The sequence below is a fragment of the Azospirillum sp. TSO35-2 genome (assembly GCF_003116095.1).
In the GTDB taxonomy this organism is placed as follows: Bacteria; Pseudomonadota; Alphaproteobacteria; order Azospirillales; family Azospirillaceae; genus Azospirillum.
The window spans coordinates 1,983,231-2,005,893 of record NZ_LGRA01000021.1; the positions used below are offsets into that span (position 1 = coordinate 1,983,231).

Here is a 22,663-nt window from a genome sequence, read left to right on the forward strand (position 1 = left end):
GCGTTGAGTTGGCCGCCGATGCCCCCATCTATCGAGGCATGATGCACGTTCCCATCCGGTTGCCCGCCATTCCGCCGTCCCGCCTTCCGCAACACGGTGTCCGCGCCGCCTTTGCCGCCCTGTTGATCCTCGTCGCCGGGCCGGCGCTGGCGGACTGCACCGATGCGGCGCAGCCCAAGGTGAACTGGCGGCGCTGCTCGTTCGAGGGGCAGACGCTGACCGGCGTCGACCTCAGCGGGGCGATGCTGCGCGATGCGACCTTTCAGCGCGCCACGCTGGGGCAGGCGGTGCTGACCGGGGCGGACGGCTATCGCGCCAAGTTCCTCAGCGCGACGGCGCCGGGGGCGGTGTTCGACGGGGCGCGGCTGATCGAGGCCGACTTCACCCGCGCCGATCTGGCCGGCGCCTCGTTCCGCGACGCCGACCTGCGCAACGCCAAGCTGGTGGGGACCACCCTGACCAAGGCGGACCTCACCGGCGCCCGGCTGTCGGGGACCGACCTGCGCAACGCCGATCTGGCGGGCGCGCGCTGGACCGACGGCACGCACATCTGCGCGGAAGGCTCGATCGGCCAGTGCAACTGAAAATACCGAAGCGCTGCAAGCCGGTAGCGAAAACCCGCTTGCCGTAGGGGGAACGTCCGCGTACCGTTCGAAACCTAATGATTCGAGCGGGCGACAAAATTGGCGACCATGGAGGATTTTGACCGGTCCGGCGGCCTCGCCGCGAAGGCCATGGAACGGATGCTGTCGGAGCGCCTGCCGCCCACGCCCGAAAACTTCACGCTCTGGTACATCTATTTCAGTGGCCGCAACCCGGACCTGACACGCGCCATCGATCTGGCGCGGCGCGACGGGCTGACCACCTCGCAAACCCTGTGCGACGAGCTGTACAAGCGCTTCTTCACCCTCGACGCCGAGGCGCAGGCGATCCGCGAGACCTCCGACAAGGCGCGCTACGCGCTGGGCCGCATCCTGGAGCAACTCGGCAATGTCGGGTCGGAGACCGAGCGCTACGGCAACGCGCTGAGCGGTTTCCGCGACGAGCTGGACCAGCCGCTCAGCCTGCCGGAACTGCGCGCCATGATCGCGGCGATCGCGGTGGAGACGAAGGAGATCGTCGACCGCCAGACCGCGCTGCAACTGCAACTCCAGGAATCGAGCCAGCAGTTGGCGGAGATGCGCGTCAGCCTGGACAGCGCCCGACGCGAGGCGATGACCGACGGCCTCACCGGCATCGCCAACCGCAAGGCCTTCGACCTGATGCTGGTGGAGGCGATGGACGAGGCGACGCGCGAATCGCTGCCGCTGTCGCTGCTGATGCTCGACATCGACCATTTCAAGGCGTTCAACGACACCCACGGCCATCTGGTCGGCGACCATGTGCTGAAGCTGGTCGCCCGCATGCTGACGGAATGCATCAAGGGCCGCGACACCGCCGTCCGCTATGGCGGGGAGGAGTTCGCGATCATCCTGCCGCGCACCTCGCTGGAGAACGCGACCAAGGTGGCGGAGCAGGTGCGCGCCTTCGTCGGTGGCCGGCAGATCGTCAACAAGGCGCGCAACGCCAATTACGGCACCGTCGCCCTGTCGATCGGCGTCGCCCAGTTCCACCCCGGCGAGCCGTCGACCACGCTGGTCCGCCGCGCCGACCACGCGCTGTACAGCGCCAAGCGCGGCGGCCGCAACCGGGTCGCCGTCGGCGACTGACCCACCCCCGGGGCCGGGGCTCCCTTACCGGGCGAGCCGGCCCAGCGTCGCCTCGGTGCCGCGCAGCAGGTCGGCCACCAGCCCGGCCGCCGGGCGCCGGCGCGCCAGGCCCAGGCCCTGACCGGCCCACAGCGACAGGAACTCGGCCCGGCCGGCCTTGCCGGCGGCGGTGCGCAGCGGCCGCGTCAGCGTGTTCTGCATCGGGAAGGGCAGCACCGCGTCGGGCGCCCGCGGGTCCTCCACCGTTGCCATGAAGCGGTTGACGATGCCGCGCGCCGGCCGGCCGGAGAAGGCGCGGGTCAGCCGGGTCTGGTCCTCGCGCGCCGCCAGGATGGCGTCCTTGTGCGCGTCGGGCACGCCGGCCTCGTCGCAGGTCAGGAACACCGTGCCCATCTGCACCGCCGCCGCGCCCAGCGCCAGCGCCGCGGCGATGCCGCGCCCGTCCATGATGCCGCCCGACGCGATCACCGGCACGCCCACCGCGTCGACCACCTGCGGCACCAGCGCCATCGTGCCGATCAGGTTGGCGGCCGGGTCGCCGATGAAGCTGCCGCGGTGGCCGCCGGCCTCGCTGCCCTGGGCGATCACCGCGTCGACGCCGACCCGCTCCAGCGCCACCGCTTCCGCCACCGTGGTGGCGGTGCCCAGCACCCGCAGGCCGTGCGCCTTGGCGGCGGCGACGGTGTCGGCCGGCGGCAGGCCGAAGGTGACGCTGTAGAAGGCGGCACCGCTGTCGAGCAGGGCCGCGAACCGCCGGTCGAAGCCGTCCTCGGCATAGGCAGGAGCCTCCGGCGCCGGCAGGCCGAGTTCGGCGTGGAAGGGGGCGACGCGGGCCAGCGCCTCCGCCAGCGCGGGGGAGGGGGCGGGCGCCGGGGTGGGGGCGAACAGGTTGACGCCGAAGGGCAGGGCGGTGCGCCCGCGGATGTCGCGCGCCCGCTCGGCGATCTGGGCGTCGGTCAGATAGGCGGCGCCGACGAAGCCCAGCCCGCCGGCCTCGTTGACCGCCGCGACCAGCGCCGCCGTGTCGCCGCCACCGGCCATCGGCGCCTGGATCACCGGCGAGCGCAGGCCGAGCCGCTCAAGAGATTCGGCGAGGGATTCGCTGTGCGCGGGCATGTCCGCCTCCGTCGGTTCAACAACGGAGGCGATGCTACGCCCGGGCGCCGTTCACGACCAATGACTTGTTCTGAAGGCGGCGTTCACTTCGGGTGAAGTTTCGCGGGACTGCGCCGCCGCAACGGAACCCGGGCCGCCGGCGACGCGAGCACGGCGGCAAGGCGCTCGATCCCGTGCGCGATGTCGCCGGTGTCCAGGCTGGCGTAGCCGATCACCAGGCCGGGATGGTCCGGACGATCATCCGACACCGGATGGTCCGAGATGGGCGACGGGGCGTAGAGCGGGGTGATGGGATGGACGCCGACCCCGGCCAGCCGCGCCGCGGCGACCAGCGCCTCTACGTCACCCCCTCCTGGTACGAAGCCAAGAGCCGGGATGGAAAGGTCGTTCCGACCTGGGACTACGCGGCGGTCCACGCCTACGGTCCGGTCGAGTTCTTCGAGGATGCCGACCGCCTGCCTGGGCGGTCGGCGACGCTCCGCCCGACGTCATCCAGGCACAGCTGCGGGGCATCGTCGGTGTGCGGCTGCCCATCGCCCGGATCGACGCCAAGCGGAAGATGAGCCAGAACCGCAAGGCGGAGGACCGGGCGACGGTGAAGGAGGAGCTTTCCCGGAGTCCGGAGGCGCGGGACCGCCAAGCCGCCGCTCTCATCCCGGACTGAGACCTACAGACCCGTTTCCTGCGCCAGGGCCAGGAAGCCGGCGATGTATGGCACCGCCTCCTCGCCGCGACGGGTGCCGAGATGGATGCTCTTGCCGATCCCCTCGGGCCCGAGACGCACGGCCCGGATCGGCAGGTCCGAGCCCTCCTCGCGCACCAGCCAATCCGGCAGAACCGTGACGCCCCGTCCGGCGGCGACGAGTTGCAGCATGAGGTCGGTCGTTTCGGCGGTGCGATGGCGGCGCGGCCGGCAATGGGCCGGCACGAGGAAGCGGGTGTAGACGTCGAGCCGTTCGAGGCTGACCGGCACGGCAATCAGCTCCTCGTCCAGCAGGTCGTGCGGCAACGCCACGTCGCGGGTGGCCAGCGGATGCGCCTGATGCACCACCAGGACGAGTTCATAGTCGAAGACCGGCGTGAACAGGACCTCGGGCTGATCGATCGGATCCGGGGTGATCAACAGGTCGATCTCGTTGTCCAGCAGCGCGGCGAGGCCATCGAAGCGGAAGGCGGTGCGGACATCGAAATCGACCTCCGGCCACCGCGCCAGATAGGCGGCGGTCATCCGCATCAGCCATTTCTGGCAGGGGTGGCATTCCATCCCCACCCGCAGGGCGCCGCGCCGGCCCGCGGCGAAGTCGGCCAGCACCCGCTCCGCATCCTCGATCTGCGGCAGAACGCGCTGCGCCAGCGCCAGCAGATGGTCCCCGGCCTGGGTGAAGCGGAGGCTGCGCCCCTTCTTCATCCAGATCTCGGTGCCGCAGCGCTCCTCGAACTTGCGGATGGTGTGGCTCAGCGCCGACTGGCTGACGTTCAACCGGTTGGCGGCGGCGGTGACGCTGCCCAGACGGTCCACCTCCCGCAGGATCGCGAGAAGCTGGCGATCAAGCATCCATGACCCCGGATCATCCCTTCATGAAGGAAAACCATTTCCGTTCATAATGGATGACCGTTACTCCTGGATCAATCGCCCTGGGCAATAGCCGCTCCACGCATTGACGGGGTGCCGGCACGACCGGCTCACCGCCTGAGGACCCCAATGTCGCACGCCGAAGCCAGCACCACGACCGACCACGCGCCCGCCAACCCGTATCGCCATGAGTTGGGTAATGTTCTGCGGCTGGCCGTCGCGCAGGCGCTCGCCGGCGCGAACGCGGTGGTCGTGTACGCAACCGGCGCCATCGTCGGCAACACGCTTGCGCCCAGCCCGGCGCTGGCGACGCTGCCGATTTCCATCTTCGTGGTGGGGATGGCGCTGTGCACCCTGCCGGCCGGCGTCATCGCCCGGCGCCACGGCCGCCGTGCCGCGTTCCTGGCGGGAACGGGCTGCGGCGTCGTCGTCGGTCTGCTGTCCACCCTGGCGGTCATCCTGGGCTCGTTCTGGCTGTTCTGCGCGGCGATGATCTTCGGTGGGGCCTATGCCGCGGTGGTCCTTTCCTTCCGCTTCGCCGCCGCCGACTGCGCCCCGTCGGAGCGCCGTCCCCGCGCCATGTCCGCCGTGATGGCCGGCGGGGTGTTTGCCGGGGTCATCGGTCCGCAGCTCGTCACCGTGACGATGAACCTGTGGCCGCCCCACCTGTTCGCCGCCACCTATCTGGCGCAGGCCGCGGTGGCCGCGCTGTCCGCCCTCGTCCTGCTCGGTGTCCGGCTGCCGATGCCGACGGCGGCGGAGGTTGCCGGCGGCCGCCCGATCGGCGCCATCGCGCGCGAGCCCCGCTTCATCACCGCGGTGATCTGCGGGCTGGTGTCCTACCTGCTGATGAACTTCATCATGACCGCCGCCCCGCTGGCGATGCGGTTGTGCGGCTTGTCGCAGGAGGCTTCCAACCTCGGCCTGCAGTGGCACGTGCTCGCCATGTACGCCCCGAGCTTCGTCACCGGGCGGCTGATCACGCGCTTCGGCGCCCCGCGCATGGTGGCCGCCGGCCTGACGCTGACCGCCGCCGCCGCCGCGGTCGGGCTGGCGGGGATGGATGTGGCCCATTTCTGGCTGAGCCTGATCCTGCTGGGCTTCGGCTGGAACTTCGGCTTCCTGGGCGCTTCGGCCCTCGTTCTCCAGTGCCACCAGCCGGAGGAACGGACGCGGGTGCAGTCGTTGAACGACTTCATCGTGTTCGGGACGATGGCCCTGGGGTCCTTCGCATCCGGGAGCCTGCTGACGGCCTATGGCTGGGAAACCGTCCTGCGCATTTCCTTCGTGCCGCTGGCGGTGGCGACCGTGGCGCTGATCGCGGCGGCGCTTTACCGCTCCAATTCGAAGGCGGCGTGAAAACACGTCGGGCGCGGTCTTTCCCCCGCGCCCGACGGCCTTACCCTGACCGCGTCGCTCAGATCACGTAGGTCAGCTCTTTCCCCGACTTCAGGCTGTTCCTGCCCAAGGTCTCGTCGACATAGTCGAGGAGCTGCGCCAGCGCCTCGCTGCGGCTCAGCGTGTCGGTGTCGATCACCAGTTCGGGCTGGTCCGGCGCCTCGTAGGGAGCCGAGATGCCGGTGAACTCGGCGATCTCGCCGGCGCGGGCCTTCTTGTAGAGGCCCTTGGGGTCGCGGTCCTCGCAGGTGGCGAGGTCGGCGGCCACATGCACCTCGTGGAAGCGCTCGCCGCCGATCACCCGCGCCCGCGCCCGGTCGGCCTTCAACGGCGAGATCAGCGAGGCGATGACGACCATGCCGGCGTCGGCGAACAGCTTCGCCGTCTCGGCCACCCGGCGGATGTTCTCCGCCCGGTCGTCGGCCGAGAAGCCCAGCCCGGCGTTCAGGCCGTTGCGGACGTTGTCGCCGTCCAGCACGAAGGTCTGCCAGCCGCGGTCGAACAGCGCGCGTTCCAGCGCCATCGCCAGCGTCGACTTGCCGGCGCCCGACAGGCCGGTCAGCCAGACGATGCCGCCCTGGTGGCCGTTGGCCTGGGACCGCTCGTCCACCGACACGGTGTGCGACACCTCGGTGATGTTGGACGCCGCGGCGTCCTCGATCTCCACCACCAGGCAGCCGCCGACGACGTCGTTGCCGTCGATCAGCGCGCCGCGGCCGGTGCGCGGCAGGTCCGCCGCCAGATCCAGCGCGATCGGCGAGCGGGAGCGCAGGACGACCTCCGCCACCTCGTTGCGGTGGACCGACTTGCCGGGCGTGCTCGACAGATCCTCGACGTTGATGACCGCCGTCACCTGCTCCACCGTCACCCGGTGCTCGGCGGTGGCGATCTTCAGCGTGTAGGTCTTACCGACCACCAGCGGCTCCGACACCAGCCAGAACAGCCGGACGCTCAGCCGGTGGGCCAGGGTCGGCGCGTCCGCCTCGTGGTGGGCGATGTGGCCGCGTTCGGCGAAGATGCGCTTGTCGAGCGTGATGCCGATGCTCTGGCCGGCCTGGGCCGACAGCACCGTCTCCGGATGGTTCCACGCCTCGATGCTGACCACCGTGGCGCTGGTCCCGGTGGGGGAGAAGCGCAGGGTGTCGCCGACGCGCAGGCGACCGCTTTCGATGCGGCCGGCCAGGATGCGGCGGTCGTCCGGCTTGTAGACGTCCTGCAGCGGGAAGCGCAGCGGCTGGTCGGGCGAAACCTGCTGCGGCCGGAAGGCGTCGAGCTGCTCGATCACCGTCGGCCCCAGATACCACTCGGCCGCGTCGCTGCGGCTGACGATGTTGTCGCCGTTGCGGGCGGACACCGGGATCACCGCCTTGGGGAACAGGCCCAGCTCGGCCAGATAATCCTTGATCTCCTGCGCCACCTGCTCGTAGCGGCGGCTGGAGAACTCGACCTTGTCCATCTTGTTGACGACGACCGCGACCTGGCGCACGCCCAGCAGGTGCAGCAGGAAGGCGTGGCGGCGCGACTGTTCCAGCGCGCCCTCGTCGGCGTCGATCACCAGCAGGGCGGCGTCGGCCTGGGACGCGCCGGTCACCATGTTCTTCAGGAACTCGGTGTGGCCCGGCGCGTCGATGATGACGTAGGGGCGCTGCGCCGTCTTGAAGTGGATCTGCGTGGTGTCGATGGTGATGCCCTGGTCACGCTCGGCCTGCAGCGCGTCCATGACGAAGGCCCATTCGAAGGGCATGCCGCGCTTGCGGCTCATCTCGCGGACCTGCTCGACCTTGCCGTCGGGCAGGCTGCCGGTGTCGTTCAGCAGGCGGCCGATCAGCGTGGACTTGCCATGGTCGACGTGGCCGACGATGACGATGCGGAGTTGAGAATGCGGCATCTTACATGTACCCCACGCTGCGCAGACGCTCGAAGCTGTCTTCGGATTCATTGTCCATGGCGCGGCCGGCACGTTCCGGCACGCGGGTCACCTGAAGCTCGGCGATGATCTCGTCGATGGTCGAGGCGGTGCTGTCGACGGGGAAGGTGATGTTCTTCTCGCCCAGCGAACGGTAGCGCTTGCCGTCCCGCGCGAAGTACAGCGGCACGATGGGAATCCCCTCGCGCTGCGAATAGCGCCAGATGTCCAGCTCGGTCCAGGCCAGCAGCGGGTGGATGCGGACATGGACGCCTTCCGGGAAGCGGGTCTTGTAATGGTCCCAGAACTCCGCCGGCTGGTCCTTGACGTCCCAGTCGCCCTCCAGCGAGCGCGGCGAGAACACGCGTTCCTTGGCGCGGGTCGCCTGCTCGTCGCGGCGGATGCCGACCATCACGCCCTGATAGGCGTGGTCGCGCAGCAGGTTCTTCAGCCCTTCCGTCTTGCGCGCGGCGGCGCGGGTCAGCGGCGGCAGGGTCTGGTCCATCTCCGCCTCGGGCGGGCACTGCTCCACCTTCAGGTCGAGGTCCCATTCCTTGGTGATGCGGTCGCGGAACTCGTAGACCTCCGGCAGTTCCATCGCGGTGTCGAGCTGGACCACCGGGAACGGGATGCGGCCGAAGAACGCCTTGCGGCACAGCCACAGCAGCGCGTTGCTGTCCTTGCCGATCGACCAGAGCATCGCCAGCTTGTCGATGCGGTTGTAGGCTTCGCGCAGAATATAGATGCTCTGATTCTCAAGCTGGTCGAGATCGGCGCTCATCGGGCGGTTCCAATCATGGTGGTGTGTATGCCGCATTCGGTCTTGGCGCTGCCGGCCCAACGGCCGGAACGCGGGTCGGCGCCGGGCGCCACGCGCTCGGTGCAGGTGTAACAGCCGATCGACAGGAACCCGTCGGCCTCCAGCGGGTGGCGCGGCAGGTCGCGCCGGGTGAACTCCTCCTCCAGCCGGTCCTTGTCCCAGTTGGCCAGCGGGTTGACCTTGACGCGCCCGCCCTCCGCCTCGAACAGCGGCAGGGCGGCGCGGGTCGTCGCCTGGAAGCGCTTGCGCCCGGTCACCCACGCCTCCAGCCCGGCGGTGGTCAGCGCGCGCTCCAGCGGCACCGTCTTGCGCAGGTGGCAGCAGGCGTCGTAGTCGTTTTTGAACAGCATGCCGCGCGGGTCGTGGACGGCGAGGTCGTCGGCGGTCGGGCCGATCTCCCGCAGGTCGGTCAGCCCCAGCCGCTTCACCAACTGGTCGCGGTAACGCAGCGTCTCGCCGAACAGCTTGCCGGTGTTCACGAACAGGACCGGGAAAGCCGGGGTCGCTTCCGCCGCCAGCGCCAGCAGCACCGCGGATTCGGTGCCGAACGACGACAGCAGCGCGATGCGCCCGCCGAACTCCGCGTGCAGGGCGGCGAGCAGTGGCGCGCCGTCCAGCGTGCCGTAGCGTTCGGTCAGTTCCTTCACCCGTGTCGCGGCGTCCATCATGAGCGGCCTTTTCCGGTGTGGTATTATCTACTTGTCTAGTAGAATTAACGTTTCTGTTTGCACATTACCATCGGCGGAAAACCCGCGCAACGTAAATACATTCTCTACTTGTTTAATAGGTTTGTTGTGCATTGCAGCGGTTAGTGTGAAATGTGTTGATTGTGGCGCGGGCTGTCGGCTAAATACCGCCATGCAGTGCAAACCCGCCCTTTCCGCCGTGATTTACCGGTCGCAACCTGCGGCGTGCCCCGTCGTGTGCCGTCTGGTGCCGGCATGATCCCGCTGGCGCTCGATCCGGCGCGGGTGCCGATCGCGCTGGCCGGCAACGGTCCGCTTGCGGTGCGGCGCCTGACGCAACTGCGCGAGGGCGGGGCCGATCCGGTGGTGTATTCACCGGAGCCGGATGGGGAATTCGCGGCGCTGGCCGGCGACCGTCTGGTGCGGGCGCTGCCTTTCACCGGGGATTTGGACGCGGTCCGCGTGTTGTACGTGATGGGGCTGGAGCCGGCGGTCGAGAAGGCGCTGGCGGAGCTGGCGCGGTCGCGCGGCGTGCTGGTGAATGTCGAGGACGTCATCCCGCTCTGCGACTTCCACTCGCCGTCGGTGGTTCGCCGCGGCGATCTGGTGCTGACGGTGTCGACCGGCGGGCGCAGCCCGACGCTGGCCAGCCTGATGCGCCAGCGGCTGGAGGCCCTGTTCCCGGAAAGCTGGGGGGAGCGGCTGCGCACCATCGCCGCGCTGCGCGACCGGCTGCGCGGGGAGGGGGCGTCGATGTCCGCCGTCGCCAAGGAGACCAAGGACCTGATCGCGCGGGAAGGGTGGCTGCCATGACCGGCGGTCGTCAGTTGCCGACCGCCGATTCCACTGCCCGGCCGGTCCCGGTTCGGGTATGACACCACCGCCTTTCAAGACGACAAGCCAGGAGAGCCAGATGTCGGCCAAGGATCGATCGAAGGAAGGGTCGATGAAAGCCATCACCGCCAACCGCCTGCGCGACGGGGACGTCGTGTTCCTGGGCGAGGGCGGCCGGTGGGTCGAGTCCTTCGCCGAGGCCGCGCTGTTCGCGCGCTCCGACGCCGACGCCGTGCTGGCCGCCGCCAAGGAGAAGGCGGAGCGCGAGCAGTTCGGCGTCGACATCTACGCCTTCGAGGTGACCGAGGAGAACGGCGTCCCGGTCCCGGCGACGATGCGCGAGCGCATCCGCACCGCCGGCCCGACCGTCCGCACCGATCTCGGCAAGCAGGCCGCCTGACCGACTTCGACCGCTTATCCGTGATCGGCGGCCGTGACGGGCGCCCTAGGGATTGATCGACATGAACCACATCGCGCCCGGCGCCCGCGCCGGCATCTACCATTACGACGAGATCGACCGCCGCTTCGTCGCCGAGCGGGTCGAGCAGTTCCGCAAACAGGTCGACCGCCGCCTGTCCGGCGAGCTGACGGAGGAGGAGTTCAAGCCGATCCGGCTGATGAACGGCCTCTACCTCCAGCTTCACGCCTACATGCTGCGCATCGCCGTCCCCTATGGCGTGATGAGCGCCACCCAGCTGCGCAAGCTGTCGGAGATCGGCCGTGTCTACGACAAGGGCTACGGCCACTTCACCACCCGCCAGAACCTGCAATACAACTGGATCAAGCTGGAGGACACCCCGGCGATCCTGAACGCGCTGGCCGAGGTCGACATGCACGCGCTGCAGACCAGCGGCAACTGCGTGCGCAACGTGACGACCGACCCGTTCGTCGGCGCCGCCAAGGACGAGGTGGTGGACGGCCGCGTCTACGCCGAGATCCTGCGGCAGTGGACGACGATGCACCCCGAGTTCACCTATCTGCCGCGCAAGTTCAAGATCGCCATCTCCGGCGCCGCCAGCGACCGCGCCGCCGTGCGTATCCACGACGTCGGCCTGCTGGCGCGGCGCAACGACCAGGGCGAGGCCGGCTTCTCCTTCTACGTCGGCGGCGGTCTCGGCCGCTCGCCCTTCGTCGGCAAGCTGGTGCGCGACTGGGTGGCGGAGGAGGATTTCCTCGCCTATCTCGAAGCGATCCTGCGCGTCTACAACCAGTACGGCCGCCGCGACAACATCTACAAGGCGCGCATCAAGATCCTGGTGCACGAGCTGGGACTGGAGACGTTCACCGCCGAGGTGGAGGAGGAGTTCGCACGGCTGCGCGGGCCGAAATACCGCCTGGACAAAGGCATCGTCGAGGGCATCCGCCACCATTTCGCCCCGCCGCCCTTCGAGGAGCTGCCCGACCATTCCGAGGCGCTGGAGCGTGCCAAGGCGTCCGACCCGGCCTTCGCCAACTGGCTGGCGGTGAATGTCGCGGAGCACAAGGCGCCGGGCTACGCCATCGCCACCATCTCGCTGAAGCCGGCCGGCGGCATCCCCGGCGACGCCACCTGCGACCAGATGGACCTCGTCGCCGACCTCGCCGAGCGCTACAGCTTCGGCGAGCTGCGCGTCACCCACGTCCAGAACCTCGTGCTGGCGCACGTCAAGAAGGACGAGCTGTACGATCTGTGGAAGCAGTTGGATGCCGCCGAGCTGGGCAGCGCCAACGCCGGCCTGATTGGCGACATCATCGCCTGCCCGGGGCTGGATTACTGCGCGCTGGCCAACGCCCGCTCGATCCCGCTGGCCCAGGCGATCTCGGCCCGCTTCGCCGACCCGGTCCGCCAGCGCACCATCGGCGAGCTGGGCATCAAGATCAGCGGCTGCATCAACGCCTGCGGCCACCATCATGTCGGCGCCATCGGCATCCTCGGCGTCGACAAGAAGGGCACCGAGTATTACCAGATCACCGTCGGCGGCGACGCGACGCTGACGACGGCGATCGGCGACATCCTGGGCCCGTCGGTGACCGAGACCGAGGCCGTCGACGCCATCGAGGCGATCGTCGACGTCTATCTCGCCAATCGCAGCGATGAGGGCGAGCGCTTCGTCGACACCCTCCGCCGCGTCGGCCATGCCCCGTTCAAGGAGAGAATCTATGCCGCTGATTGAGAATGGGCGCATCGGCGAGGACGCCTGGAGCTTCGTTCCCGACGGGGAGCCGGTGCCGAACGACCGTCCGGTCATCATCAGCTTCGAGCGCTGGCAGGCGGAGCGTGACCGCTTCGACGGCCGCAACGCCAAGCTGGGCGTGCGGCTGAAGGGCGGCACGCTGGCCGGGGCCATCGCTGCCGACCTCGACCGCTTCGCCCTGGTGGCGGTGGAGTTCCCGAAGTTCCGCGACGGCCGCGGCTTCTCCACCGCGCGCGAGCTGCGGGAGCGCTACGGCTACACCGGCGAGATCCGCGCGGTCGGCCACGTCATCCCCGACCAGTACCTGTTCCTGGTCCGCACCGGCTTCACCTCGGTCGAGGCGCCGGAAGGCACCAACCCGGAAAGCTGGGCCAACGCGCTGACCGAGATCACCGTCGCCTTCCAGCCCAGCCTGGACGACACGGCACCGCTGTCGCTGCTGCGACGCAAGCTGGGCGTGGGGTAAGGGGGGCGGGCGCCGGCATTCCCGGCGTTCTTTCCTGGCATCCGAATGGGCGCCGGTTCCTGCGGGATCCGGCGCCCATTGCCTTTTCCGGGCCCGTCGGCTTGGCAGGCCGGAACGACCCGGCCGAGCGGAACAATTTCAAAGGGAAAATGGACGGACTCCAATCTGCTTCGGATCATTGTTGTATTTTTTATCAATCTGCACGAGAATTTCTCCCCGACATATCGGGTCCGACGGTGTGCCGACCGCCGGGCCATCGTGACGGGGGACCTTTCCAATGGATGCCAAGGCACAGACACCGGACAAGACCATCTATCTCGGCCTGGCGATGTCCGGCGCGATTTCCGCGGGCGCTTACTCCGCCGGCGTGCTCGATTTCCTGGTGGAGGCGCTGGAGGAATGGGAGGAGGCCAAGCGACGGGATATCGCCAACGGCACCAGGACGGTCCCTCACCACAAGGTGGTCATCGCGACGATGACCGGCGCGTCGGCCGGCGCCATCACCAGTTCGATCGGGGCGCTGTGCGCCGGGATGGGTGCTAGGCCCTCGAAGGCCGGCCGCGAGACCGACAAGACCTATGCGGCGCGTGACGATGCCGATCCCAAGGGAAAGATTCCCTGGCACGTCCTGCCCGAGCTTTACCGCGCCTGGGTGGACGGTCCCGCCTTCGTCAAGTCCGAGCTGGAGACGGCGGTCGCCAAAGCGGCACCGGGCAGGACGCCGCCGGTCGTCGGGCTGCTGGACAACTCCGATCTGCCGACCGGGACCAAGCTGGACGGCGTGTATTCGCTCCTCAATGCCCAACCGCTGATGAACATCGGCCGCAAGGCGCTGGAGGAGCTTGAAGCGGCGGCCAGCGATCCGAAGCGCCTCCCGCCGCGCCCCTACATCGCCGAAACCCTTCACCTGCTTCTGACCCAGACCAACACCCGCGGCATCCCCTACAAGATCGAGGTGCAAGGCGGTACGGGTGGGTCGGCCTACGGCATGATGAATCATCTCGACCACGCCCACTTCGCCTTGCAGGGCTTGGGAAGCGCCACCTTCGTCAGCCCGTGGGCGCAGTCCGACGCGGCCCACGGCTACAGCGTCGAATCGAACGCCAACGGCGCGGCGGCGCGGAACAAGGGCTGGCTCTGGTACGATGGCAAGGATGGGGAAAAGCCCGAGGACTACACCCAGCCCAACAGCAAGCGGCTGGTCAAGAACACGCTGGCGTCCGGAGCCTTCCCGATGGGGCTGTCGGCGCTGGACCTGATCACGCCCCTGACCCACTACAACCAGCGCGCCTGGCCGCTGAACATCCTTCCCAGCCGGTTCAAGGAGATCAAGCCCGAATGGCCGTGGCGGCCGGTCGGCGCTGCCGTCGACGGGGCTGTCCTGCAGCCGCCGGTGGACTACCGGTTCGCCGCCGTGGATGGCGGCGCCATCAACAACGATCCGTTTGACCTCGCCCGCTACGCGCTGATGGAGAATCCGCCCGAACGGTCGCCGAGCGATGTCGCCGAGGCCAACCGCATCGTCGTGATGATCAGCCCCTTCCCGGAGGCTCCGACGATCGATGGCCTCAACCAGGATGGGACGGCAAACACCCGGCTGACCAAGATCCTCTCGAAGATGATCGGCATGTTCGTCGAGCAGAGCCGCTTCCGGCCCGACGTGCTGATGCGCGCCCTGGACAACACCGGTGCCGACCTGTGGCGGATTTCCCCGTCGCGCAAGATCGGTGATGAGTCGCAGCCTGCGGCCATCGCCTGCGGCTTGTGGGGCGGCTTCGGCGGCTTCCTCGACATCGAGTTCCGCCGCCACGACTACGAGCTGGGGCGCGCCAACTGCCGGAAGTTCCTGCAGTCCTGGTTCGGCCTGCCCAGCAACAATCCCCACATCGACATCGTCGGGCCGCCCATCAACACGGTGATGGCCACCGACCAGCGCGGCGAAGAGGTCCGTTATCCGATCATCCCGCTCTGCGGCAGCGCGCTCACCGATGTGACGCCCCGCGCCTGGCCAACGATCACCCCCGAAACCTACCAGCGCTTCATCGATGCGGTCATCGCCCGCTATCTCCGGCTGAGCGATCCGGCTTGGGACAAGGTGAAAGAACTGCTGGGGGGATGGAGCAAGTTCTTCCTCGGCAAGAACCCGCTCGGCTGGTTCACGGGCACCGTCGAGAAGAAGGTCCGCCGTCTCACCTTCCCGGATCTGGTCCGCCGCGATCAGATCCTGCTGGAAGAACAGCGCCGGGTGCTCGAATGCTGCCTGGACGACAAGCCGTCCCCCTACATCCTGACCATGCGGCTGTTGAGGAGCTTCCCCGACCTGAAAACCTCCAAGCGGGTGATCTTCGACGTCATGCGCAGCACGGTTTCGCTGCCGACCGACGTCATGGCCCAGAACATCTGCCTGCTTTTGCAGAATTCGATCAAGCCTTGCCCGGTCAAGATCGACCACGCCAAGGCGTTGTTTCTTGAAGACGCTCCGATCTACCGCACGCCGGCCAGCGTGCTCGATGAGCTCCTGTTGACCTTCTCTGATATTCCCCGTGATACCTCCCCCGACGACGTGGCAAGGATCATGGAGAAGCTCAAGGAGTACCGCTATATGGAGGTCAGCTGGTGGACTGGGGTCGGCACCGACACGCCCAGAAAGGCGGGCTGGGCTCCCTGGAGTGAAACCACGGCGGCCTACCGCTACACCGACCGTGACGACGGCGACACGCTCGACATCTGAGCGCGCGGCCGGCCGTCAGACGCGTGCGATGGAGGCCCGCTCACCAGTGGCGCAGCGGGCCGACGTCGACGTGGACGAAGTTGCTCTCCGGGTAGTAGCCGACCCCGCCGCCGCGCAGGCTCAGCGCGGCGCGCTGCAGGTTGCGGGTCGACATGCCGGGGACGCGCAGGTCGATCGCCATGCCGCGCATGTGGAAGCTGTTCTGCGCCACGCCGGAGCCGTCGGCCTCGTGCAGCATCGCGTTGCTTTCCGGCGAACGGTAGCCCGACACGATCTCGACCGGGCCGCGGCGTCCGATCTTGCGGCCCAGCGCGTGCACCAGATCCAGCAGCTTCGGGTCGATGGGATGGACCGCGTTGGTGCGGTGGTCGCGCAGCACCCGGTTGATCGCCCGCATGGCGTCGCGCTGGTAGCGGCCCTTCGACCAGTATTCGGCGCTGATGCGCTCGCCGGTGTGCAGGTTCACCAGCGACAGCAGGCGCGGCGGGGCGCGCAGTGCCGCGGCCTCCGCCTCCTCGGCGCCCAGACCCGCGGTGGCGGCGGCCGCCGCGGCCAGCCCCAGGCCGGCGCGCAGAAGATGACGGCGGTCGAGATGACGGCATTCGGCGGCGCGGCGGTTGCCGGCGCTCGGGCGGTCGGTCGTGATCGACCGGGCGTCCGCATCCTTCATCATGCTTCTTTCATGTCCCGTTGTTGCGGCCCTGTGGGTCCGGTCCCGTTGTCCGGGAACCGTCGCCCCGGCCCGGAGTGATCCGGCCAAGGCCAAGGCGCGTTGCGGTGCGTTAATCCGAAAGGTGGGACACTTTTAGGATGCCTGTGGTCTTTGCTGTCAAGACACCAATGTTTAACGAATTCTGTTTCTTCGGATTCGCAAGCGTTTCCGCGGCGTTGGGCCCGGAGAGCGAAAGTACAGGCTTCGAAGACGTTCGCGACTCGTTCGCAAGTGGTTCGGTTACAGAACGGTAACGGCCGCGACTCGGGTGCGAATCGGGCGCTGCGACCGGATCGACCCGGCGTCCGGGCCGGTCGCGGCGGCGGGCGGGGAGGGGACCGGGGGCCGACGCCGTGTCGCGACTCCGGCCAAGCCGCTGTTTTCGCCAGCCCGAACCGTCCGGGCGCGGATGGTTCCGACCGAATGCCATAGCCGTGCTGCACCGAAGCGCATCCTCCGAAAGAGAGCGCGCGAAAGAGGGACTCATTCAGCCTTCGGTAAGGAATGAATCGCATGATTGTCGCGGTGTAACCCTTTTCGCGGCGTCAACCTGCCCGTGCCCACTGCGATCATCCCCACCGCTGCGCCCGTGTCCTTCTTTCGGCCCGATCAACTGGCCGAGGTGCTGGACCGGCATGCCCGCTGGATCAAGGGCCAGCCGGGCGGCGTGCGCGCCAACCTCGCCATGGCCGACCTGGAAGGGGCGGACCTGTCGCAGCGCGACCTGCGCGGCGCCCGGCTGGTCGGTGCCCGGCTGGCCCGCGGGCGGCTGAACGGCACCAACCTGGCCGGCGCCGACCTGTTCGGGGTCGATCTGCGCGACGCCGACATCAGCCGCGCCAACCTGATGCAGACCGACCTGCGCGGCGCCCGCCTGCGCGCGGCCGACTTTTCCAACGCCAACCTGAAGGGCGCCGACCTGCGCGCCGGCACGCTGGAGCCGGGCGGGACTGCGCGGCGCGGCGCCGGGCCCGACGCCCAGGACGCCGACGGCGCCCGCCAGATCCACAAGGCGGCGCTCGCCCGCCTCCACAACGGCGCCACGGCCGACGGCGGGGCCGGGGGCGGTGTTCCCACCGACCTGACCGGCGCCGTGCTGCGCGGCGCCAACCTGTCGGACGCCGACCTCGCCGAGGCGGTGCTGCGGAACGCCGACCTGTCGGGGGCGGTGCTGACCGGCGCCAACCTGTCGGGGGCGCGTCTGAACGGCGCCAACCTGTCCGGCGCGGCGCTGGAGGGCACCCGGTTCGACAACGCCGACATGGTCGGCACCCGCATGGCCGACTGCGACCTGTCCGCGACCCAGATCGGCGCGGCGCAGATGCCCCGGCCGATCGACAGCATGGGATCGGAAATCCAGCGGGCGATCTTCGACCACGAACGCTGGATCGACAGCGTCGGCCAGCGCGGCGAGCGGGCCGACCTCGATGGCGCCGACCTCAGCCGCGCCGACCTGCGCAACGTCAACCTCAGCGCCGCCTCGATGCGCGGGGCGAACCTGTCGTCGGCGGCGCTGACCGGCGCCCGCCTGATCATGACCGACCTGTCCGGCGCCAACCTGGAGGGCGCCAACCTGATGGGCGCCGACCTGTCGGGCGCCAACCTCAGCTACGCCGTGCTGACCGGCGCCGACCTGACGCGGGTGCGGCTGGGCCCGGCGGCGATCAAGGATCCGTCCGGCCGTCCGACCGGCCGCTCCTGGGCGGCGAACCTGATGGGCGCCGACCTGCGCCGCGCCCTGATGCTGGGCACCTGCCTGGTGCAGGCCAACCTGTCGGAAGCGAACCTGGACAACGCCGACATGGACGGCGCCGACCTCGCCGGGGCCAAGCTGCAACGCGCCACCCTGCCGGGCCGCCCGCCGCGGCGCGGCTGACGCCGCCGCCCCGTCACCGTCTTCACCACGACGCCACCGGCCCTCACGGCAGCCGTATCGTCACCGTCGTGCCGACGCCGGGGCTGCTCTCCAGGGTCAGGGTGCCGCCATGCGCCTCGACGAAGCGGCGGGCGAGCGGCAGGCCGAGCCCGGTGCCGGCCTCCGCCTTGGTCAGGTAGTTGTGGACCTGCCGGAACGGCTCCATGGCGATGACCAGCTCGTCCGGGCTCATGCCGACGCCGGTGTCGGCGATGACGATCACGGCGCCCTTGCCCTCCGGTCCGGCGGCGGCCTCCAGCCGCACGGCACCGCCGGAGGGGGTGAACTTGATGGCGTTGGACAGGATGTTCAGCACCGCCTGCCGCAGCCGCACCCCGTCGACGGTCACCTGCAACGCCGGATCGACGGCGCCGCCGGTCACGGCGACGCCCTTGCGCAGGGCCAGCGCCTCCACCAGCCCCAGGCAATCGCCCAGCAGTTCGCCCAGGGCGACGCGGGCCGGGAACAGCTCCAGCCGCCCGGCCTCGATCTTGGCCATGTCCAGCAGCTCGTTCACCAGATCGAGCAGATGGTGGCCGGACTGGTGGATCGCCGTGATGTACTCGACATGCTTGGGCGGGGCGGGGCCGAAGATGCCGGACATCAGCGCCTCGGTGAAGCCGATGATGGCGTTCAGCGGCGTGCGCAGCTCGTGGCTCATGTTGGCGAGGAACTCGCTCTTGGCCCGGTTGGCGGCCTCGGCGTGCTCCTTCTCCGATTCCAGGCGGCGGCGCTGTTCCAGTAGGATGGCGTCGCGGCTGCGGCGGACCTCCTGCTCGGCGCGGGTGCGGCGGCGGAAGGCGCGCGACACCAGCAGGGCCAGCGCCAGCGTCGCCGCGCAGGCGCCGACGGCGCCGCCGATCACCACGGCGCGTTTGGCGTTCAACTGGTGCTCGACCACGCGGACCGGCACGCCCAGCGCCACCGCCCAGCCGGTCTCGGGCGAGCGGCGGTAGACGGCGAAGACGTCCTCGCCGTCCTTGGTCTTGGCGATGAACGCCCCCTCCGGGCCGGCGGTCAGGCGCGCTTCCAGCGACGGCGTGATCCGGTGGCCGAGGAAGGCGGCGGCATCGCGCGAGCGGGCGGCGATCAGCATCGTCGGGTCGATCGCCGCCACCGTCCAGTCCGGCGGGATGTCGCGGGTCTTCAACGCCCCGCCCAGCCCTTCCAGCCCGACCGCCAGCGACAGCACGTAGCGCACCTTGCGGTCCTGGGCGAGCGGGTCGGCCTGCAGGATGGGCGCGCGCAGGATCAGCGACGGCCGGCCCGGCGGCCCGCCCGGCGGCAGCACGCCGCCGATCACCGCGCGGCCGCTGTCCACGACACGGCGGGTGACCTCGTCCAGCCGCGGCGGCGGCAGCGGCTGGACGCCCAGCGGGTAGAGGGTGTGGAAGACGAAGCGGGTGCTGGCGGCGTCGATCAGCCCGATCGCCAGCCAGCCCGCCTGACTGTGCGCGGCGGTGGCGGTCTGGTCGTAGAGCGCCGGCAGATCGTCGGCCCGCGGCTGCGACAGCGCCGCCAGCAGCTCCAGCGGGCGCAGTTGGCTCGCCAGCTCGCGGTCGACCGACAGCGACAGCGACTGGGCGATCGACCGCAGCTCGTCTTCCAGCGCCGCGCGCTGGCGGACGTCGATCTGCCAGACCAGCACGGCGCTGAACAGCAGCAGCGGCGCGCTGACGGCCAGACCGATGGCGAGCAGGGAACTGGGCAACCGTATCCGCAACCGCCGATGCTCCAACCGCTGTCGAATGGTTTGTATACGCGTGGCGGACCCCGGTTCCAAGAACGGCCGGCGCCGGCTGACGGTTTCTCCGGGGTCAGGCGGCGCCGGTCAGCAGCCGGGTCAGCTCCACCGCGGTCTTCACCCGCATCTTCTCGAAGACGTGGGAGCGGTGGACCTCCACCGTGCGCATGCTGATGCCAAGCTCGTCGGCGATGACCTTGTTCAGGCGGCCGGCGACGACCAGGTCCATCACCTGCCGTTCGCGCTGGGTCAGGGTGGCCAGCCGCGCCGCCAGCCCGGCCTGACCGGCCTCGCGCTCGCGCTGCTCGGCGTCGAAGGCCAGCGCCTGGATCACCCGGTCGACCAGCTCGTTGTCGTTGAAGGGCTTCTCGACGAAGTCGCGGGCGCCCTTCTTCAGGGCGTTGACGGCGATCGGGACGTCGCCGTGGCCGGTCAGGAAGATCACCGGCATGCGGCAGCCGCGGGCCAGCAGCCGGTCGAACAGCTCCAGCCCGCTCATCCCCTCCATCCGGATGTCGAGCAGCAGGCAGCCGCCGGTGTCGGGCCGCCACGCCTCCAGGAAGGCTTCGGCCGACGCCCAGCCCACCACCGGCACGTTGCGCGACTGGAACAGCCAGCCCAGCGCGTCGCGGATCGCCTCGTCGTCGTCGACGATGTGGAGCGTGGTCATTCGGCGGCCTCCGCGGCGTGGGCATGGATGGGCAGCGTGAACAGGAAGCGGCTGCCTCCCGCCGCCCCGTCGGCGCCGACCACCGCCGGCTCGAACCACAGCCGGCCGTGGTGGTGCTCGACGATGGACCGGCAGATGTTCAGGCCCATTCCCATACCCTCGCGCTTGGTGGTGAAGAAAGGGGAAAACAGCCGGTCGGCGACATCGGGCGTCACGCCGCAGCCGCGGTCGCGGATCGCCGTCAGCATCACGCCGTCCTCGACGCGGACGGTGACGGTCAGCCGGCGGTCGGCGCGCGGGGTGCGGGCCATCGCCTCGATGCCATTGCGCATCAGGTTCAGCACCAGCTGCTGCAGCAGGATGCGGTCGCCGGTCACCGCCGGCAGGTCGGCCGGGGCGTCCAGTTCCACCCGCACGCCCAGCCGGGCGGCGTCGGCGCCGGTCAGCCCGACGCAGTCCTCCAGCACCTGGGCCAGCGAGCAGGGGGCGATGTTCGGCTCGCGCTTGCGGACGAAGTCGTGGATGCGCCGCACCACCAGCCCGGCGCGCTTGGCCTGCGCCGCCAGCTTTTCCAGCGCCGCCGCCACCTCGTCGGTGTCGAAACGGCCGGAGCGCAGCCGGTTCAGGCTGCCGGTGCAGTAGCTGGCGATGGCCGACAGCGGCTGGTTCAGCTCGTGCGCCAGGGTGGAGGCCATCTCGCCCATGGTGATCAGGCGCGAGGTCTGCTGCAGCCGCTCCTGCTGCTGCCGCGCCAGATCCTCGCTGCGCTTGCGCTCGGTGATGTCGAGGACCGAGCCCATCCAGCCGGTCTGGCGGCCGTTGGCGTCGATCAGCGGCGCCTCGTAGATCAGCGCGTCGAACCGCTCGCCGTTGGCACGGCGGAAGCGCATCTCCAGCCCGATCTCCGGTGCCCGCCCGGCCAGCACGTCGGCGAAGGCGGCCTCCGCCCGCTCCAGCTCGTCGGGCAGCCAGTAGGGCATCGGCGGCCCGCAGCCGACCAGCTCCGCCGCGCTCAGCCCGACCATCCGGCAGAAGGCCGGGTTGACGTAGGTGATGCGGCCCTCCAGGTCGCGGGCGCGCATGCCGACGGTCAGGCTGTCCTCCATCGCCTTGCGGAAGGCGTGCTCAGTGCGCAACGCCTCCTCCGCCCGCAGCCGGCCGGCGATGTGGCGGCGCAGCGACCACAGGCTCCACAGCGCCGAGCCGGTCAGCGCGAAGATCGCCGCCACCAGGATGGTGCGGACGAGGTTCGAGTCGCTGGGGTAGGCGGTCGCCACCAGCGTCACGCCGTGGCCGGGCGGGTCGAAGGGGATGACGTGGCTGCGCGCCGGGTCGGGCGCCGGCCCGGCCATCGACCCCGGCACCGCCATGCGCGACTTCGCCCCCAGCACCGTCCCGGCGGCGTCGACCACCTCGAGCTGGTAGCGCTGGGCGAACCACCAGGGGACATGGTGGGTCAGCATCTGCTCGAACGAGAAGACGCCGACCAGCATGCCGACGAACACCCCGTCGCGGTGGAGCGGGAAGGCGACGTCGAAGCCGTGGTCGGTGGCGTCGATCCGGTAGGGAGCGCCATAGGCCCGCAGCCCCGACGACCGGGCGATGCGGAAGGCGTCGGTCCGCGTCGGATTCTCCGCCGCCTCGCCGCCGTCGGAAAGCGGCGGTTCGGCCAGCGTGGCGTGGCCCTGGGCGTCCAGCCACAGCAGCCGCTCGATCGCCGGGTTGGTGTTCACCACCAGCCGGGCCATCGTCGCGAACTGGCGCATGTCCACCTCGCTGCGGCCCAGCGCCTCGGCCAGCCGTTCCAGCTTGTCCTCGTCGGAGGCGAGCTGGAAATGCAGGTTCTGCTCCACCCACAGCGCGTCCTTGATCAGCGCCAGCGCCTCCTCGTCGCGCTCGTTGCGCTGGAGCAGCCACAGGAAGGCGCCCAGCAGCACGACGACCAGCACCATCGCGACGATCGGCATGGCGTGCGGCACCGTGCGGGCCGGGCGGGGACCGGCGGTCGGCTGCGGGGTGGGGGATGGCTGATCGGGCATGGACCAAGGGCGGGGGGCGTGGATGGCGGGCTGCGACGAAAGTGGGTGCGGCGGACTCTGCGGATATCCACAATAGCCGCAAACGGCCGCATCATGAACAATGCGCGATAAGTTTGATGCGGAACATTCCGCATCGCCGATAATCAATACGAAACCCAGAGGGGGACGCA

General features: G+C 69.6%; 20 protein-coding genes. 10 read left to right on the forward strand and 10 right to left on the reverse strand.

Translation table 11 applies throughout. From position 1 onward, the window contains the following. The first annotated feature begins 41 nt into the window (after nucleotides 1–41). Together TSO352_RS25040 and TSO352_RS25045 are read left to right on the forward strand one after the other, a co-directional pair. Nucleotides 42–584, forward strand: coding sequence for a pentapeptide repeat-containing protein (locus tag TSO352_RS25040; RefSeq protein WP_109110864.1), 543 nt, complete (start codon nucleotides 42–44; stop codon nucleotides 582–584). A gap of 108 nt (nucleotides 585–692) precedes the next feature. Beyond that, nucleotides 693–1,709, forward strand: coding sequence for a GGDEF domain-containing protein (locus tag TSO352_RS25045; protein ID WP_247872419.1), 1,017 nt, complete (start codon nucleotides 693–695; stop codon nucleotides 1,707–1,709). A 24-nt stretch (nucleotides 1,710–1,733) separates the two neighbouring features. Here TSO352_RS25045 and TSO352_RS25050 read toward each other — a convergent pair whose 3' ends face one another. Together TSO352_RS25050 and TSO352_RS34115 are read right to left on the reverse strand one after the other, a co-directional pair. After that, entirely contained in the window at nucleotides 1,734–2,825 is a 1,092-nt protein-coding gene (locus tag TSO352_RS25050) for a nitronate monooxygenase (RefSeq protein ID WP_109109851.1), read from the reverse strand. A gap of 83 nt (nucleotides 2,826–2,908) precedes the next feature. Then, nucleotides 2,909–3,241: a hypothetical protein gene (locus TSO352_RS34115; RefSeq protein WP_247872420.1), complete on the reverse strand. Its 333-nt coding sequence runs from the start codon at nucleotides 3,239–3,241 to the stop codon at nucleotides 2,909–2,911. A gap of 104 nt (nucleotides 3,242–3,345) precedes the next feature. Here TSO352_RS34115 and TSO352_RS33650 point away from each other — a divergent pair, with 104 nt between their 5' ends. Next, nucleotides 3,346–3,489 (forward strand): hypothetical protein, encoded by a 144-nt coding sequence (locus TSO352_RS33650; RefSeq protein WP_199231783.1) that lies wholly within the window; start codon nucleotides 3,346–3,348, stop codon nucleotides 3,487–3,489. Between the two features lie 3 nt (nucleotides 3,490–3,492). Here TSO352_RS33650 and TSO352_RS25060 read toward each other — a convergent pair whose 3' ends face one another. Next, complete coding sequence (locus TSO352_RS25060) at nucleotides 3,493–4,380, reverse strand: LysR substrate-binding domain-containing protein (RefSeq protein WP_109109852.1); 888 nt, start codon at nucleotides 4,378–4,380, stop codon at nucleotides 3,493–3,495. A 147-nt stretch (nucleotides 4,381–4,527) separates the two neighbouring features. On the opposite strand from TSO352_RS25060, the gene TSO352_RS25065 reads away from it, so the two are divergent. Next, a complete protein-coding gene (locus TSO352_RS25065) occupies nucleotides 4,528–5,757 on the forward strand; it encodes an MFS transporter (RefSeq protein ID WP_109109853.1) in 1,230 nt (409 codons plus the stop codon). A 58-nt stretch (nucleotides 5,758–5,815) separates the two neighbouring features. Here TSO352_RS25065 and cysC read toward each other — a convergent pair whose 3' ends face one another. The 3 genes from cysC to TSO352_RS25080 are packed head-to-tail and all read right to left on the reverse strand — an operon-like array spanning nucleotide 5,816 to nucleotide 9,190. Further along, nucleotides 5,816–7,684, reverse strand: a complete 1,869-nt coding sequence (gene cysC, locus TSO352_RS25070; RefSeq protein ID WP_109109854.1) for an adenylyl-sulfate kinase — start codon at nucleotides 7,682–7,684, stop codon at nucleotides 5,816–5,818. 1 nt (nucleotide 7,685) lies between these two features. After that, nucleotides 7,686–8,483 carry a sulfate adenylyltransferase subunit CysD gene (gene cysD, locus TSO352_RS25075; protein ID WP_109109855.1) on the reverse strand — a complete coding sequence of 266 codons (798 nt, stop codon included), beginning with the start codon at nucleotides 8,481–8,483 and terminating at the stop codon, nucleotides 7,686–7,688. Continuing rightward, nucleotides 8,480–9,190, reverse strand: coding sequence for a phosphoadenylyl-sulfate reductase (locus TSO352_RS25080; RefSeq protein ID WP_348770665.1), 711 nt, complete (start codon nucleotides 9,188–9,190; stop codon nucleotides 8,480–8,482). Before TSO352_RS25080 ends, cysD begins: the two co-directional genes overlap by 4 nt. A gap of 273 nt (nucleotides 9,191–9,463) precedes the next feature. Here TSO352_RS25080 and TSO352_RS25085 point away from each other — a divergent pair, with 273 nt between their 5' ends. From TSO352_RS25085 to TSO352_RS25105, 5 genes are all read left to right on the forward strand, one after another. Beyond that, entirely contained in the window at nucleotides 9,464–10,021 is a 558-nt protein-coding gene (locus tag TSO352_RS25085) for a bifunctional precorrin-2 dehydrogenase/sirohydrochlorin ferrochelatase (protein ID WP_109109856.1), read from the forward strand. 133 nt (nucleotides 10,022–10,154) lie between these two features. After that, entirely contained in the window at nucleotides 10,155–10,442 is a 288-nt protein-coding gene (locus TSO352_RS25090; RefSeq protein WP_109110867.1) for a DUF2849 domain-containing protein, read from the forward strand. 61 nt (nucleotides 10,443–10,503) lie between these two features. Then, the gene (locus TSO352_RS25095; protein WP_109110866.1) at nucleotides 10,504–12,195 is read left to right on the forward strand and encodes a nitrite/sulfite reductase; all 1,692 of its coding nucleotides are present in this window, start codon (nucleotides 10,504–10,506) and stop codon (nucleotides 12,193–12,195) included. Beyond that, nucleotides 12,182–12,682 (forward strand): DUF934 domain-containing protein, encoded by a 501-nt coding sequence (locus tag TSO352_RS25100; protein ID WP_109109857.1) that lies wholly within the window; start codon nucleotides 12,182–12,184, stop codon nucleotides 12,680–12,682. The genes TSO352_RS25095 and TSO352_RS25100 overlap by 14 nt, the downstream gene beginning before the upstream one ends. Nucleotides 12,683–12,959: 277 nt before the next feature. After that, nucleotides 12,960–15,413 carry a patatin-like phospholipase family protein gene (locus TSO352_RS25105; RefSeq protein WP_109109858.1) on the forward strand — a complete coding sequence of 818 codons (2,454 nt, stop codon included), beginning with the start codon at nucleotides 12,960–12,962 and terminating at the stop codon, nucleotides 15,411–15,413. 40 nt (nucleotides 15,414–15,453) lie between these two features. On the opposite strand, the gene TSO352_RS25110 is transcribed toward TSO352_RS25105, so the two are convergent. Next, a complete protein-coding gene (locus TSO352_RS25110) occupies nucleotides 15,454–16,086 on the reverse strand; it encodes a DUF882 domain-containing protein (RefSeq protein WP_247872421.1) in 633 nt (210 codons plus the stop codon). A 628-nt stretch (nucleotides 16,087–16,714) separates the two neighbouring features. Between TSO352_RS25110 and TSO352_RS25115 the strand changes: the two genes are divergently transcribed. Next, nucleotides 16,715–18,001, forward strand: coding sequence for a pentapeptide repeat-containing protein (locus TSO352_RS25115; protein ID WP_247872422.1), 1,287 nt, complete (start codon nucleotides 16,715–16,717; stop codon nucleotides 17,999–18,001). A 43-nt stretch (nucleotides 18,002–18,044) separates the two neighbouring features. Here TSO352_RS25115 and TSO352_RS25120 read toward each other — a convergent pair whose 3' ends face one another. From TSO352_RS25120 to TSO352_RS25130, 3 genes are all read right to left on the reverse strand, one after another. Further along, nucleotides 18,045–19,751 (reverse strand): sensor histidine kinase, encoded by a 1,707-nt coding sequence (locus TSO352_RS25120; RefSeq protein ID WP_247872423.1) that lies wholly within the window; start codon nucleotides 19,749–19,751, stop codon nucleotides 18,045–18,047. Between the two features lie 106 nt (nucleotides 19,752–19,857). Beyond that, nucleotides 19,858–20,454 (reverse strand): response regulator, encoded by a 597-nt coding sequence (locus TSO352_RS25125; protein ID WP_109109861.1) that lies wholly within the window; start codon nucleotides 20,452–20,454, stop codon nucleotides 19,858–19,860. Then, nucleotides 20,451–22,493: a PAS domain S-box protein gene (locus TSO352_RS25130; RefSeq protein WP_109109862.1), complete on the reverse strand. Its 2,043-nt coding sequence runs from the start codon at nucleotides 22,491–22,493 to the stop codon at nucleotides 20,451–20,453. The genes TSO352_RS25125 and TSO352_RS25130 overlap by 4 nt, the downstream gene beginning before the upstream one ends. Nucleotides 22,494–22,663: the final 170 nt, after the last annotated feature.

What these genes read in the sequence shown, in the direction of transcription:
- TSO352_RS25050 (WP_109109851.1), bottom strand. Translation starts at nt 2,825, where the DNA reads ATGCCCGCGCACAGCGAATCCCTCGCCGAATCTCTTGAGCGGCTCGGC.
- TSO352_RS25045 (WP_247872419.1), top strand. Translation starts at nt 693, where the DNA reads ATGGAGGATTTTGACCGGTCCGGCGGCCTCGCCGCGAAGGCCATGGAA.
- TSO352_RS25130 (WP_109109862.1), bottom strand. Translation starts at nt 22,493, where the DNA reads ATGCCCGATCAGCCATCCCCCACCCCGCAGCCGACCGCCGGTCCCCGC.
- TSO352_RS25125 (WP_109109861.1), bottom strand. Translation starts at nt 20,454, where the DNA reads ATGACCACGCTCCACATCGTCGACGACGACGAGGCGATCCGCGACGCG.
- TSO352_RS25090 (WP_109110867.1), top strand. Translation starts at nt 10,155, where the DNA reads ATGAAAGCCATCACCGCCAACCGCCTGCGCGACGGGGACGTCGTGTTC.
- TSO352_RS25040 (WP_109110864.1), top strand. Translation starts at nt 42, where the DNA reads ATGCACGTTCCCATCCGGTTGCCCGCCATTCCGCCGTCCCGCCTTCCG.
- TSO352_RS25100 (WP_109109857.1), top strand. Translation starts at nt 12,182, where the DNA reads ATGCCGCTGATTGAGAATGGGCGCATCGGCGAGGACGCCTGGAGCTTC.
- TSO352_RS25060 (WP_109109852.1), bottom strand. Translation starts at nt 4,380, where the DNA reads ATGCTTGATCGCCAGCTTCTCGCGATCCTGCGGGAGGTGGACCGTCTG.
- TSO352_RS25105 (WP_109109858.1), top strand. Translation starts at nt 12,960, where the DNA reads ATGGATGCCAAGGCACAGACACCGGACAAGACCATCTATCTCGGCCTG.
- TSO352_RS25110 (WP_247872421.1), bottom strand. Translation starts at nt 16,086, where the DNA reads ATGATGAAGGATGCGGACGCCCGGTCGATCACGACCGACCGCCCGAGC.
- TSO352_RS25080 (WP_348770665.1), bottom strand. Translation starts at nt 9,190, where the DNA reads ATGATGGACGCCGCGACACGGGTGAAGGAACTGACCGAACGCTACGGC.
- TSO352_RS25095 (WP_109110866.1), top strand. Translation starts at nt 10,504, where the DNA reads ATGAACCACATCGCGCCCGGCGCCCGCGCCGGCATCTACCATTACGAC.
- TSO352_RS25065 (WP_109109853.1), top strand. Translation starts at nt 4,528, where the DNA reads ATGTCGCACGCCGAAGCCAGCACCACGACCGACCACGCGCCCGCCAAC.
- TSO352_RS25085 (WP_109109856.1), top strand. Translation starts at nt 9,464, where the DNA reads ATGATCCCGCTGGCGCTCGATCCGGCGCGGGTGCCGATCGCGCTGGCC.
- cysC (WP_109109854.1), bottom strand. Translation starts at nt 7,684, where the DNA reads ATGCCGCATTCTCAACTCCGCATCGTCATCGTCGGCCACGTCGACCAT.
- cysD (WP_109109855.1), bottom strand. Translation starts at nt 8,483, where the DNA reads ATGAGCGCCGATCTCGACCAGCTTGAGAATCAGAGCATCTATATTCTG.